This window comes from Paenibacillus sp. 01T422 (genome assembly GCF_056398785.1).
Window position 1 is genome coordinate 1 of record NZ_JBFTQB010000129.1, and the last position, 15,189, is coordinate 15,189.

The 15,189-nt window shown below is 44.0% G+C and carries 9 protein-coding genes; all 9 read left to right on the top strand.

Features of this window, described 5'->3' with window-relative positions; all coding sequences use genetic code 11:
• Positions 1-1,210: Gfo/Idh/MocA family protein (locus AC1DUA_RS09935; protein ID WP_477499577.1), on the top strand; the 1,210-nt coding region annotated here is incomplete at its 5' end.
• 248 nt (positions 1,211-1,458) lie between these two features.
• A complete protein-coding gene (locus AC1DUA_RS09940; RefSeq protein WP_477499578.1) occupies positions 1,459-3,825 on the top strand; it encodes a helix-turn-helix domain-containing protein in 2,367 nt (788 codons plus the stop codon).
• A 211-nt stretch (positions 3,826-4,036) separates the two neighbouring features.
• A complete protein-coding gene (locus AC1DUA_RS09945) occupies positions 4,037-5,431 on the top strand; it encodes an extracellular solute-binding protein (protein WP_477499579.1) in 1,395 nt (464 codons plus the stop codon).
• Positions 5,416-5,592, top strand: a complete 177-nt coding sequence (locus AC1DUA_RS09950) for a hypothetical protein (protein WP_477499580.1) — start codon at positions 5,416-5,418, stop codon at positions 5,590-5,592. Before AC1DUA_RS09945 ends, AC1DUA_RS09950 begins: the two co-directional genes overlap by 16 nt.
• Before the next feature lie 84 nt (positions 5,593-5,676).
• On the top strand, positions 5,677-6,591 hold the full coding sequence (locus tag AC1DUA_RS09955; protein WP_477499581.1) for an ABC transporter permease: 915 nt from the start codon (positions 5,677-5,679) through the stop codon (positions 6,589-6,591).
• Positions 6,592-6,605: 14 nt separating this feature from the next.
• Complete coding sequence (locus tag AC1DUA_RS09960; RefSeq protein WP_477499582.1) at positions 6,606-7,478, top strand: carbohydrate ABC transporter permease; 873 nt, start codon at positions 6,606-6,608, stop codon at positions 7,476-7,478.
• A gap of 46 nt (positions 7,479-7,524) precedes the next feature.
• The gene (locus tag AC1DUA_RS09965) at positions 7,525-8,640 is read left to right on the top strand and encodes a glycoside hydrolase family 88 protein (RefSeq protein WP_477499583.1); all 1,116 of its coding nucleotides are present in this window, start codon (positions 7,525-7,527) and stop codon (positions 8,638-8,640) included.
• 22 nt (positions 8,641-8,662) lie between these two features.
• Positions 8,663-10,615, top strand: a complete 1,953-nt coding sequence (locus AC1DUA_RS09970) for a heparinase II/III family protein (RefSeq protein WP_477499584.1) — start codon at positions 8,663-8,665, stop codon at positions 10,613-10,615.
• A 118-nt stretch (positions 10,616-10,733) separates the two neighbouring features.
• On the top strand, positions 10,734-15,173 hold the full coding sequence (locus AC1DUA_RS09975; protein WP_477499585.1) for a CBM96 family carbohydrate-binding protein: 4,440 nt from the start codon (positions 10,734-10,736) through the stop codon (positions 15,171-15,173).
• The last annotated feature ends 16 nt before the right edge of the window (positions 15,174-15,189 follow it).

The window sequence follows — 15,189 nt, forward strand, 5'->3', positions numbered from 1 at the left end:
GTTTCATCCTGAGCAATTCAAAATTGTCGGAGTTGTAGAACCGGATAACGAGCGCAGACATTTAACCAAGGAACGTTTCGGATTAGCAGAGGAGAACTGTTTGGCTGATATTGCTGAGCTTGTGGGTAAGCCCAAGATCGCGGATGCTGTAATCAACGGTACTATGGACCATTTGCATGTGTCTTCTTCGATCCCGTTGCTAAGGGCTGGTTATGACATCATGCTGGAGAAACCGATCGGCGTCAGTGCGGATGAAGTTTTGGAGTTGTATGAAGAAGCTCAGCGTCTTGGCAGGAAAGTCATGATTTGTCACGTGCTGCGTTATGCACCATTCTATGAATCGATCCGTCAAACAATAGCTGATGGTGTAATTGGTGATATTGTCAGTTTGGCGACAACCGAGAATGTTACCTATCACCACATGGCCATGGCTTATGTCAGAGGTAAATGGGGGCGTGTGGATCAAGGTGGTTCCTCCATGCTCATGGCCAAAAGCTGCCACGATTTGGACGTATTGGCCTGGATGAAGGGAGATATCCAGCCGGTGAAAGTAAGCAGCTTCGGAAGTCTGATGCAATTCCGGCCTGAGAAGGCGCCATCAGGGGCGGGCACGCGGTGTCTGGTCGATTGTTCCATTGAGGCAACTTGCCCTTATTCAGCACGAAAGCATTACATTGAGCAGCGTTTGTGGAGTGCTTATGTAACCTATAATACCCATTTGGGCGTTACCATGAGCGATGAGGAATTGGCGGAATCCCTGCGAAAGGATAGCCCGTACGGTCGTTGCGTCTGGCGCTGTGATAACGATGTAGTCGATCATCAGACGGTAATCGTTGAATTCGCAGATGGAAGTACAGGTACGCATGTTATGACGGGTGGCACTTCCAAGCCAGGTCGCTCCATCCATCTTGTGGGGACTAGAGGCGAAATTCAGGGAGATATGGAGACAGGTGCCTATGTCATCCGACATCCYGATGCCCGCAAAGGACATATTTATTCCGAACAACAGATCCATGTTGCGGTTTCAGATGATATGCATGGCGGGGGAGACTTGCTTCTTGTCGCAGACTTCGTAAAAGTATTGAAAGGTGCAGTGCCATCGATCTCCTCCACATCGCTGGAGAAGTCGCTGCACGGGCACTTGATCGGATTCGCAGCCGATCAGTCCCGGATCGAACAAAGGACCGTTGAGATCAAGCAAGTATTGTAGCGGAGTTGGAAGACTGGCATGCTGCCTGAAGACCGGGACCCTATAGGGGTACCCGGTTTGTTTTTTGGATATATGCGCTCAGAGGTGCTTTCAACATGCGACAGGTCAGCCCAATATTCGCTCTTTTCAAACTAAATAGAGGTAGTGTACCATGAAGCTACATATTTTTCTTGTTTGAGATTTGTTATAATCTTTCCTGCAAAGCGCTTTTTGCTGCTAGGAAAGAAGTATAAATGGAGGAATACACCGTGTTGATAAGCATTTGGAGGAAAAGAAGAAGCGTTATCATAACGTGGCTTTTCTCGTATCTGGCCGTTTTGCTTCTGCCGATTGTAATCGGTGTTTTTGTTAATCGAGAATCAAGCGCAGCTTTGGAAGAAGAAATTCACAGAGCTAATGATGCATTGTTGAAACAAGTTCGTGAAGTCATTGACAATGAATTAGAGAGTGTTTTGAGGCTGAATACAGAGATTACCTGGAATACCAAACTTCAAGAGCTTATGTTTACGAACATAAGAGGGCAGGATAGCTACCAGTATTCCTTGTACGAAATAGCCATGGATTTTAAGATGTACAAAACCTTTTATCCACAAATCACTGACTTCTATGTCTATTACACTCCAGATGATATTGGTCTAATGCCAGGGTTTGTTCGTAGCGGCAAGGATGTGTATGAGGAAGTCCACAATAATCCTGCATTCAGCTATGATGAGTGGCAGACTATGATGACTTCGAGTAAAAAGCCGAGTTTTGTTCCACTTGTATACAGAGGGTTAAACGGCAGCATCAATCAGTCTATTGCCCATATAAGTTACTTAACATCGGACGTCAATACGAAGCCTGAGGGCGCAGTAGTGATTCTAATTGACGGCTCGAAGCTTTTAAGCGCGCTCCAAAACGTTCAATTGTTCAGTGGAGGCGAAGTATTGGTTTTGAATAAAGAGAATCAGATTCTTTTATCCACGTTGGAAATGAATCAGCATCCGGTATTAACGAATCGGGTTCTTTCCGGAGACTCTGGCTTTTTCCAGGAAAATTACAAGGGACAAGACTCGGAGTTTTATTATATTGCATCCAAGAAATCGGATCTTAAAATTGTGACCATCATGCCAAGCGCTCTAGTATGGCAAAAAGCGATCAATGTGAGATGGATTACATACATTAGTATTGTTTTGAGTATTCTCGGGGGGAGTTTGTTAACGTTCCTCTTCTTGAAGAAAAACTACAACCCGATTAAACAATTAATTCATACCCTCACAGATGAAACGGTTGATCGATTAAATGACGAGAGTAACGAATTTCAATATATTCAGCACATGATTTCCAATACCGTAAATGAAAAGGAACAAGTAAAGGTTCGACTCAAGCAGCAAAATTATTTGTTGCGGTCTAATTTTATGACTAGGTTATTAAAAGGCCGATTAGACAACCAAATCCCGATAGAGGATGCGTTGCCTGCTTTCGAGATGCACTTTGACAGTGAACAATATGCCGTTCTTTTATTCTATGTGGAGGCAAATGATTCGTTTTTCTCGAGCATTAATGGGAAGGATGAGAATGAAAAGGCCAAGCTGCTTCAGTTTATCGTCTCGAATGTTGTTGAGGATATCATGAATGCGAGGCATATTGGTTATATGACGGAGATCGATGACATGCTCGCCTGCATCATCAATTTCCGTGACACGGGGAAGGCAGGCAGCTTGGCGGAGCTACGTCAGATGACAGAAGAAGCGCAGCAATTTTTGAAAACCAAATTTCAAATTGAACTTACGGTTTCGATCAGCAATATTCACACATCCATTGTCGATCTACCGATTGCCTACAAAGAGTCCGTTGACGCGATGGAATATAAGCTTATTATGGGCAGAAAAGAAATTATTTCTTTTAATGAAATTCAAAATGAGACGCTCAATGAACTCCCTCAAGGCTATTATTACCCGCTACAAGTGGAACAGCAGCTCATTAACTTTCTGAAAATTGGCGAATATGACAGGGCAAAGGAAACGTTGGATCACATCGTGGATAGGAATTTGAAGATCAATCAGATTTCGTTACCTTTGGCTCGCTGCCTGATGTTTGATTTGGTAAGTACGATGGTGAAGGCGCTTCATGAAATTGGCGATACACAGGAAGAATCGTCTGTCGGTAGTTTGAAAGAGATCGAGAAGCTGACAGCATGCGAAACCCTGCAGGATATGCATGAACAGCTCACAGAGATGTTGAAAGAAGTATGCAGCAACAGCTTGGCCAAAAGAAAATCAACTTTGGTTCATAACAGATCTCAAGATCTGCAGACATTGGCACAGAACATTGTACATTTTATTCAAGAAAATTATCAGGACGCGGATATGAATATCTCGATGATCGGTCTGCGGTTTGATATGAAATCGACTTATTTATCCAAATTATTCAGAGAACAAACAGGAGAAGGACTTCTCGATTACATGAATAAAGTCCGTATTGTGAAAGCTAAGGAATTGATTGAAAGTCAGAACATGACCATAAATGAGATATCAAGCCTTGTCGGATTCAGCGATGTCAATGCCTTGATCCGGATATTTAAAAAATATGAGGGAGTTACGCCCGGTAAATATAAAGAAATGTATTTGAAATAACCGAAAAGGCTGCTGCAAAGCGGTCTTTTTCCTATTTTGGCCGGGTTAAGAAAAAAAATAATATGTAATTGTACAAATTTCAGATCGATTTTTGTTTTTTTTGATGCTTTTGGAGGATTTTAAGATATTCAAATCGGATTTACAAAAGCATAATAAAGATGCGAAAGGAAAGTCGCCCGAAATCGTACACACTACAGGGAGGTATACGCAGTTGAAGAAGAAAGTGAAACTTATATCCAGCGCTTTATCCATTATCATGCTGAGTTCAGTGGCAATGGCATGCAGCAACAAACCGGATAATCAATCCGCTCCAACGCCCGTTGCAAATGAAGAAGCCGCAGTCACATATCCGCTGCAAACAGACAAAACTCTCTCGTTTTGGACAGCTGATGCTAACAATATTTTGCAGATCAAGCCTAGTATAAAAGATATTCCCTTTTATCAGGAATGGCAGAAGAAGACAGGTGTTGCGGTCAATTTCATAAACCCTGTTATGGGTCAGGAAAAGGAACAGTTAAACATCACGTTGTCTTCCGGGGATCTGCCTGACATGATCGAATACAATTGGAAGACGAGTTTTCCTGGCGGTCCTGAAAAAGCGATTAAGGACGGAGCGATTATAAAGCTCAATGATGTTATTGACAAATATGCGCCTAACTTGAAGAAATATTTAAAAGAGCACCCGGAAATTGACAAAATGGTAAAAACAGATGATGGAACTTACTATGCATTTCCATTCGTTCGCAGCGATGACTCTCTGATGGTTTTCCAAGGACCTATAGTGAGACAAGACTATTTAACTGAACTGGGGCTTCAAGTTCCAACCACGATGGATGAGTGGTATACGGTTCTGAAAGCGTTCAAAGAGAAAAAAGGGATGCAGGCTCCACTGACTTTCCGAAGTAAACCAAGAGCTCTGGATGATATATATAATGGAGCTTTCATAGGTGCCTACGGGATTAACCGCACCTTCTATCTGGATAACGGTCAAGTGAAGTTTGGTCCGGCACAGCCTGCTTATAAGGATTTTCTTGCTACGATGCGCAAATGGTATGCCGAAGGGCTGCTCGATAAGAATATTGCTACCGCAGACCAAAAAAACCAGGATGCCAATATGACATCCGGTAAATCCGGTGCTACCGTCAGCCAAGCTGGTAGTGGAATTGGAAAATGGATTGGGGCAGGTCAAGCAAATAATCCGAAATATGACCTGGTTGCTGCTCCTTATCCGGTTCTGAACAAAGGAGATAAGCCAAAGTTTGGTCAGAAGAGCTTTGCATTCGGTTCTGAGCCAAGTGGAATGATTGCCATTACGGGAGGAAGCAAGAATGTAGAGCTTGCCGTTAAATTCCTCGACTACGGCTATAGTGAGGAAGGGCACAACTTCTTTAACTTTGGCACCGAGGGGCTCAGCTACAAAATGGAGAACGGGAATCCGACCTATACGGATTTGATTATGAACAACCCCGATAAGCTTTCCATTGCCCAGGCGATGATGCTCTACATCAAAGCAAGTATGAGCGGTCCATTCGTTCAGGATAAACGTTATCTTGATCAGTACTACACACTTCACCGCAAGAAAGCACGGAATTGGCTAAAATTATGAACGAAGTAAATGCGTTGGTGGATGAAACCTCGCTCAAAATTATTCTTGGAGCTACACCTCTCGACGAATTCGATAAGTACCAAGCAAAGCTGAAAACGTTGAACATTGATAGAGCAATTGACATTCAAAAAGCTGCTTTGGATCGATACAACAAGCGATGATTGGTTGTTGAAGAGAAGGGGAAGGGTTAATCCTTCTCTTTCTATACAACAAATAGATCTTACAATTTGAAAGTAGGAAACCTTATGACTACTAGGAAAGATTTATTCGTGAAGGATTTTCTTCTGAATAAATCCTTATATCTGATGATGCTTCCAGTCCTTATCTACTATGCTGTGTTTCATTATGCACCGATGTATGGAGCCATTATTGCTTTTAAGGACTACTCTCCAGTGAAAGGAATTATGGAGAGCGATTGGGTTGGCTTGCAGAACTTCAAGGATTTTATAAACAGTTTTTATTTTTGGCGCATTCTTAAGAATACACTTGTCCTAAGTCTATATTCCATTCTGTTTGAATTTCCAGCTCCGATTTTGCTGGCTTTATTCATGAATGAGTTGAAAAACAAATTGTTCGGCAGGTTCGTACAGTCCATTTCATACATGCCTCATTTCATATCAATGGTCGTCATTTGCGGAATCCTTACGGATTTCACTAATAGTGGTGGCGTGATTAACTCTATCCTTGCGAATTTTGGCGGTGACGGGCAGGCATTACTGCAAAAGCCTGAGTACTTTCGTCCTATTTACGTTATTTCTGAAATTTGGCAAAAAATTGGATGGGAATCTATTATCTATATGGCCGCTTTAATGGGGGTCGATCAAGAGCAATACGAAGCCGCCAAGATTGATGGGGCCGGCCGGTTGAAGCAAATGCTATACATTACATTACCAGGGATAGCTCCGACGATCGCTATTATGTTCATTTTGAGGATGGGAAATTTGCTTAATGTCGGGTTTGAGAAAATCATTTTGCTGTATAATCCGGTTACTTACAGCACGGCCGATGTCATTTCGTCCTTCGTCTATCGCAAAGGTTTATTGGAATTTAATTGGGGATTCAGTGCTTCTGTAGGACTATTCAACTCAGTGATTAACTTGATTTTATTAGTAGCAGCTAATCAGATCAGCCGTAAAATCAGTAAAAACGGATTGTGGTAAGGAGAAATGACGATATGAACAGAATAAGTCGGTCAGAGAAGGTTTTTGATGCGGTTAATATAATGATTATGCTTGTACTAGTTATTGTTACGCTATATCCCTTAGTTTATGTAGGGTTGGCTTCAATTAGCGATGCAAGCTCCCTCATTGCCCATAAGGGCTTGCTTCTAAAGTCGTACGGATTTCATATCGAGGCCTACAAGCAAGTATTAAGCAATCAAAATATTCTAAGGGGTTACAGTAACACGTTTATTATTATTGTCTTGGGCGTATTGGTAAATTTGCTCCTGACTTCACTTGGCGCTTATGTGTTGTCGCGAAAGAACGTATTATGGAATCGCGTGTTCATTGTAATTATATTATTTACGATGTTTTTTCAGGGCGGCTTGATTCCTCTATATTTGATGGTCAAAGGAGTAGGGCTTTACAATTCATTATTGGCTCTTGTACTTCCATTTGCTGTTAATACTTTTAACTTGATTATTATGAGAACCTCCTTCTCGGCTATTCCAGATAGTTTGGAAGAATCGGCAAAAATAGACGGGGCTAACCATTTTGTCATCCTGTTTCGGATCATTATGCCATTATCCATGCCTGTCATAGCCGTTATGATCATGTTTTATGCCGTTGAGAAATGGAATGGCTGGTTCTATGCCTCGATTTTCCTAAAAGACAGGGATTTATTTCCACTTCAACTCGTTTTACGTGAAATCTTGCTTGCCAACTCGACAGAAAGTATGACAAGCGGGACCGATCAGGGCTTTCAGCTTGCCGAAACGATTAAGTATGCAACAATCATGGTGGCAACTTTGCCCATTCTGTTCTTTTATCCGATTGTCTCCAAATATTTCGTTAAGGGAGTCATGGTCGGAGCACTGAAAGGATAAGAACAAGCGGTGAAGAGATTTTCCACACAAAGGGGATAATACATAAATGAATAGTTCTGTAGAAACTATGCTAGATACTGCCTGGCCTGATGTGACGAAAAAGATGGAGCGGATTAGCGGACGGATCGGGGATACATTCCCACATGTATCGGTGAATGGCCGTTACGATGACAACGAGCTTGATTGGTGGACCAACGGTTTTTGGCCCGGCATGCTGTGGATGTTGTATGAAGAGACAAGAAATCCGGCGTATAGACGAATCGCTGAATCCTGTGAAAATAAATTGGATAAGCCTCTTCGAGAATTCGAGTGTCTTCATCATGATGTTGGATTCATGTGGAGTTTATCTTCGGTGGCATCCTATAAGTTAACGGGCAATGCGCTATCGCGAAGGAGAGCGCTTACGGCTGCTAGTCATTTAGCTGGTCGTTTTAATAGCAAGGGGAATTTTATCCGGGCATGGAACGGAGCGGGCGAGGAAGGCTGGGCGATTATTGACTGTTTAATGAATCTCCCTTTGCTGTTCTGGGCAAGCGAAACCACAGGTGATCCGAGATTCAAGCATATTGCCGAAGCGCATGCCGATACCGTAATTCGAGAGTTTCTGCACGAAGACGGGTCTGTGCATCATGTCGTCGCATTTGATCCGCAAACAGGATTACGAGAAGGTGCGTATGGCGGTCAAGGCTACTCGGCAGAATCCGCATGGTCGCGTGGCGCAGCATGGGCTGTTTACGGATTTACGCTTGCCTACGGCTATACCGGAAATCAACGATATATGGATAAAGCGATAGAAGTATCCCGTTATTTATTGAAGAATCTTCCCTCAGATGGTGTGCCTCCATGGGATTTCAAAGCGGCCGAGGATCAAATTTGGGCAAAAGATAGCTCTGCAGCTGCGTGTTTGGCTAGCGGATTGTTGGAAATCGCCAAATATGCACAAGGGCAGTTGGCTGAACATTGCCATACGACAGCATGTGAGATCATTCAATCGCTCTACGCCAATTATTTCTCTCATGATTCCGATGAAGAAGGTTTGCTTACGAAGGCAACAGTAAGTTTTCCTGATAACCGGCACATTGAAGTTCCTGTTATTTACGGCGACTATTTCTTCATTGAAGCTCTCCTGAAACTGAAGGGACGTCAAACATTATTCTGGTAAGACGAAGCAGGGGGATCATCTAATGAGAATACAAAAATGGCTGAAGGAGCCGATTTCGACAACGGTGCTATTAGGCAACTTGCGTTCGCGCTTGGAGAGGATGGACGTAAAGGGCGCCTACATTTCCAATCATATGCCCGAGTTAGTGCAGATGACGATAGATAAAGCGGAGCTTGCTTATCAGGGTATGCTCATGCTGCCAGGCACTGGCGGCGTAAGGGAATTTGTTGGCAATCCGCCTCGCTGGTTGGAGCACAGACATAATGATAACGAATATCTGTGGCAGCTGAACCGCATGAACGATTGGCAGGATTTATTGGAAGCTTATACATTAACTAAGAATGAGAAGTATGGCCGCAAAGTAATTGAAGAGATGCTGAATTGGATCGAAACCGTAGCAATTAACGAGGACATGATCGGGTTACCGCTCAGCTATTATTCGGAATGTCATCCGCTTCGCGCGCTGGAGCTGGGCATTCGCAGCTACAAGACCTGGCCGCTTGTCTTGGAACATCTGGGACATTCCGAGCTGTTTACGGAGGAAGTGCTGGAGCAGTATGTAACAGCCGTCTATAAGCAGATTAAAATTTTACGTCATGTTTCGCCACAGCTATGGCCTAAAGCGGATCATAATCATTATTTGATGGAATGCTTGGGAATTTTGACTACAGCGCTTTATTTTCCTGAACTGAAGGAGTCAGAGGAATGGCGAGACTTCGCGATCGATGGCATCGAGAAGTGCTGTTTCGCCCAGCTGACGGAGGATGGCGGACAGATTGAAGGTTGCCCCTCCTATCATAATGGCTGCATGTTCTGGTTTGGCCTTGCCGTTGTACTGGCCAAGCGCTTTGGTTTCCAGTTCTCGGAATCATATATGGAACGTTATAGAAAGAATCTGGATTACTCGATCTATTCGCTGAGACCGACAGGAAAGTGTGTGCCCGTAGGTGACTCACATGCTAATAATCTTGCGATTATGGGCGGCGTATACGGCTATTTTGCTTTGGGAGATATGACTTGGCTGGGTCTTGCTGCTAACTTAATGGATACAAGCGAGATTATGCAGGAGGCAAACAGGCATGTATGGCGTGCGCTAGATGTACAGCGTTTCGTAAGCGATTTGCATTCGTTAAAGGAAAAGCAATATATATGCGATATGCAAACTACATTTTGGAATCGCACGCTTCATCAAGCGATTATTCGCAGCGGTTGGGATCGCGAGGCGATTAGCTTTTTGTTTACTTGCCGCAGCCCGATTCAGAATTTTCATGCCCATATAGATCTTATGAGCTTTKATTTTACTGCGCTAGGCAAAGATATGGTTTGCGATCCCGGTCTTTTTTGCTTCAGGGAGGACGAAGACCGCAAGCAGTTTAAAAGCTCGAACTTTCATTCCACACTGCTCATTGATGACCGTGATCACTTTGCATATAGAGGCTCCTGGGACTACGGTCCGCAAGAAAAAGGAGAGATATACAAGGTAGAGAATAGAGGTTTCTATCAGCTCGCGAGCGCTTGCCATCTAAATTATGTGCCGATTGTCCATCATCGTCATATGTCTCTCGTACATGACAAGTTTGTTGTGATTGCCGATCGGGTGGAGGGATTGGAACAGCATAGCGTGCAGCGCTATTTTCATCTCGATTTCACAGATGTGAAGGAAGTAGTAGGCGGCGTTGCAGCAATAAGCGATATCGCTAATCTGGCCATTTTTACTAGTGAACAGGGGCAGTTGGCATTTTTGCCAGGAAGACTATCGGACATGAATGATGTTGCAAGGCCTTCTACTCGAGTTAAATTCCAGGGCAGCTATAGTGGGTCGAAGACCTTTTTGACGGTACTTGTTCCTTATAAAGGAGAGCAGTTGCCTAATATTGAGATTAAGGAGGTGATGGAGGGAGTTTTCGAATTCTGTTATGGGGAACGTTATCAGGTTACCATTAAGGATAATGATCTGGTAATTAGCTCCACTTGATAAAGTAATGGTAAAACAATAGGAGTTCATACCCTCGTTGGATGGAGTTATTGTCGTTCTAACCCATCCAATGCAGGCTGTCAAGAAATTGGGAATAACCATATTAAAGGGAGGTAGCATGATGAGAAATTTATTGGCCGCACAGAAGAAAAAGGGTTCATGTTTACTTGTTGCTCTACTCGTCTTTGCACAGGTATTATTAACAATATTTATTGGGCCTCTGACTGTAAGCGCTTCCTCTGGCGCGAGCAGCATGTCCGATGCCTCTTTCTTCGGGGTTTGGGATCAAGCTGGGCAACGCTGGACAACCCCCAGCAAACTGAACTACGATGGTTTTTCAGGGTTAAATGCCGTGCAATCTAGTGTAAAAACTGGGGATTATGATGAGGCGAAAACGGAATTGCTGGAATATTATAAACACCGAACAACTCGAACGATTCCGACTGATTTTGTTTCGAATCCAACGATGGTGCCTCTCTTGATGGATCAAATCGCAACACCACTTAAAGAATTTTATTTGAATACGTTTACAATTGAACCTGTATCCAAAACGTACAACATGAATATGCTTTCTGCGGTACAAGGAGCGATCGGGACCAATCTTAGCTTCATGCTGATGGGACGCTACAAGGGAACGAACCGGGCGAACATTTACAGTCGTGAGCAAGATTGCTCGCAAACACCGCTCACACCGTGCCATCCTACTCTAGAGATCCAATATTCGGATGCAACGGGGGATCATACGGTAGACCTGGTGTCTACGAAGGATACTTACATTCGGGGAAATGATACGGTTATCCATGCCAGCGAGCCACTGCTTCAGGTACAGGAATCCGGCGCTCCTTATGATTCGAATACGCGCAAGGCTTATCTCAATTTTGATTTATCGTCGATTAAGGGAACGGTTACGGCGGCAACGCTTAAACTATCAGGGAAGTCCGAATTAAATGAAAATATAGATGTGATGATCTATAAATCGGGTGACACGGCTTGGGATGAGAATACGCTCACGTATGCAAACCATAATGGCAAAACATTTTCCTGGCAAGGCGTGTCCTCGGGTACGGATTGGGCTGGTCCTGCACCAACGATTGCAGATATCGAATACCATTATCAGATCACACGATTCTATTGGCTTAGCCCCCTTTTGGCGGAATACATGAATACAGGGAATGAAAGTTATGCGGCGAAATATATAGACTATTTGATCGATTTTATCGTTGATGGCGATGCCTCTTCGAGCGTGTCTGGCGCAGGGTCATTTCCGAGGAATTTTGATACGGGCATTCGGGCGTCCAGTTGGGTGAAAGCTTATCATGTGCTAAGAGAGAGTTCTTCCATGAGCGCCCAAGCCAATACCGATATCGTGAAAACGTTTTGGAAAATAGGTGATTACTTAAATCCGCCTGGTGGATTTAGTCCCGATGGCAACCATGGAACCGTTGAAACAGAGGGGTTATATACCCTTGGTATTTATTTTCCTGAGTTTACTGACTCTGCTGCCTGGTTGTCTACGGCCTACTCCCGATATGACTATTTAATGTCGACGCTGATTTATAAAGATGGCTCGTACATGGAGTCCAGTGATACCTACACGACGGTAACAACAGCGCCTATGATTGCAATCAAACAACTCGGCATGATGAATAATGTGCCTTTCCAAGGCGCATTTGACAGCAATTTGAACCATTTAGGCAAATATTTGGCTGATATTTCGTTTCCGAACGGCTATTCGGTCAGTCTTGGAGACAGTCAGTACACCAATCTCAAAGGTACGATTAAGCAAATAGGTGAGCTTACGAACGATGACGCTTTACGTTATGTAGGAACTGCTGGAGCGGAAGGAACCGTGCCTTCTTACACGTCCATTCTGTATCCTGACAGTAAAAGTGCCATAATGCGCAGTGGGTGGTCGCCTAATGACCGCTATTTGTTTACGAATGTGAAACAAGCAGCGCCCCACAGGCATCCCGATGATAATGCTATCACTTATTATGCCTATGGCAGACCCTTATTGGTTGATCCCGGTGCGTATTCCTACAGCAATGATCCGATTTCCAACTGGCTGCGTTACTCGACTGAATCGCATAATACGATTGAAATTAACGATACGCCTCAAAATTTGTCGGAAGGTTGGTTTCAAGATTGGACGKATAATAGCAAGTTCAACTTTGTTACGGGTATTACCCAAAATGTGCCTGGGTTCAAGCATTCACGTGATACGCTTTTCCTGAAATCATCCTTCTCGATTGTTTCAGATGTTGTGGAAGCGCCTTCTGGAACGAATAAGTACCAGCAAACATGGCACTTTTTGCCTACGGCGAGTCCGAAGTTAGATGCTTCCACGAAAAAAGTGAGCACTGTCTTTAACGACACTTACGGCAATATTCAAGTCATACCTGCCGATCCTGAGCAAGTTACAGCTACGCTCGATCATGGTTATTATTCCAACGCTTTTTATTCAGTGTCCGACGCCACATATGCTTCCTATACGAAGAACATGTCCGGAGACACTACATTTGACACGATCTTGTATCCAACCGCCAGTGGAGAGAATCGCGACATCAAAGTCAATCGAATTGCCTTGTCTGTTCCTACTACCGTAGCCAGCTCGCTGAAAATTGACAACATTGGAGATGCTGGAACTTCGGGTTATTATTATGTGTCTCACGAAGAAAACCCGCAGATCAGACGTAACTTTGATAGCTTTTCATTTGATGGGAAGTTGGCCTATATCGAAAAGACGGGCAGCGGTATGGTCAAATCCGCTATCATGAGGTCGGGATCGACGCTCACGCATAACGGAGCAAATATTATAACATCCAAAATGCCAGTGACCGATATGGCTGTTGACTGGAATGGCTCGACCCTGGAGATTACCGGATCGAATCTGGTCGCCGCCAATGACCCTAATACTGTTTCGGCCATTGCGATACGAGCTTCCGGCGTTAGTACGGTGAAATTGAATGGCAGCCCGATTTCCAACTTTACCACTTCCGGTGGGTATATTTATGCGGTAGGCGTACCGTCACAGTCCTCTTCAACCGGTTATCAGCATAGCATCGATTTGGGAGCAGGACATGCCGGTGTCCAATCCATTGAATTCGATTTGATTCCAACAGCTAACCAAATTGGAGGCATAGTTGGTTATACAGGACAATCTTCTGTCGTAAACAGCGAGTCTGGTTTGCCAATGATTCTCCGATTAAATTCCGACGGTTACTTCGATGTCCGGAGTGGCAATACGTATACGCAAAATGTCAGACTGGACTACCAAGCAAATGAGCTATATCATGTCACATTACTTGCCGACTTGGACACCAAAACATATAACGTGTATATCGCTCCCCGGGGCAAGCCGGAAGTTCAGATTGCGAACCATTTCGCTTTTCAAACAGGAGCTCCCGGCATATCGGATATTGGAAAATTAGTGATGAATAGTCCAATTAATGAACAGTATTTGATAACCAACCATACGTTAGGTCATCCTGATTTTTTTGAATTAGATGTGACCTCAGATGCGTATGTGTGGGCAGGAAATCCAACGACAAACTATGGAACTGGTAAAAAGTTGGAAGTAAGAAACTCAACGAGTTCAAGTGTTTATCGCCATTCTTACTTACGATTTGATTTAGGGGATGTGCCGACAGATTCAAATGCATTTACAGCGAAACTGCGGCTGACATCGGCTTCGGCTGGAACTTTTACCGATCAAGCGCAGTTTGTCCAGGATGATACTTGGGGAGAAACGTCTATCCTCTATACGAATAAGCCTGCGGGAGGGGCGGTATTGGGGACATGGAGCATGCCATCGGCAGAAAATTCCGTAGATATTGATATTAGTTCCCAATATAACACTGAACTTATCGGCGATAAGCAGTTAAGCTTAGTTATCACGTCACAAACGACAAACAACGTTTCTCACTATTATTATGCGAAGGAGAATGGAGGCGGCAAACCGAAGATTGTGGTTTACACGAAAAAGTCTACGGGCAGAACCATTGGCGCAGAGGCAGATACGATGGTGAGTGCAAGTGTGCCAACTGCGAACTATGGTAAAAATACGAATCTTGAGGTGAGAAATTCGGAATTTGTCCCACGCCAAACGTTTGTTCGTTTCGATCTGTCTAGCTTATCCAGCAATGTAACATCGGCTAAGCTTCGCCTTACCTCCTCTATTGTTGGCGGGGCCTTCACAGACAAGGTTCAGTTTGTAAGCGATGACAGTTGGGGAGAGGCCACGACCAATTATACGAACAGGCCACCCGTAGGTGCGGATCTGGGCACATGGGATATGCCTCCTGCCCAACAATTCGTGGATATTGACGTAACCTCGCAGGTGTTAACCGAGCTTGCCGGGGATAAGAAATTGAGTTTAGGTATTTCCTCGCTTACAGCGAATAATGTTTCACACTATTATTATTCCAGGGAAAAAGGCAGCTTAGGACCACAATTGCTCATCGAAACCGCACTACAGACATATAAAAGGGACGACGATTTGACCGTCCCCCCGGTAGCTTCGATGATCCTATCAGCAAACAAGATATGGCTGCAATGATGTATCGGACATGGCA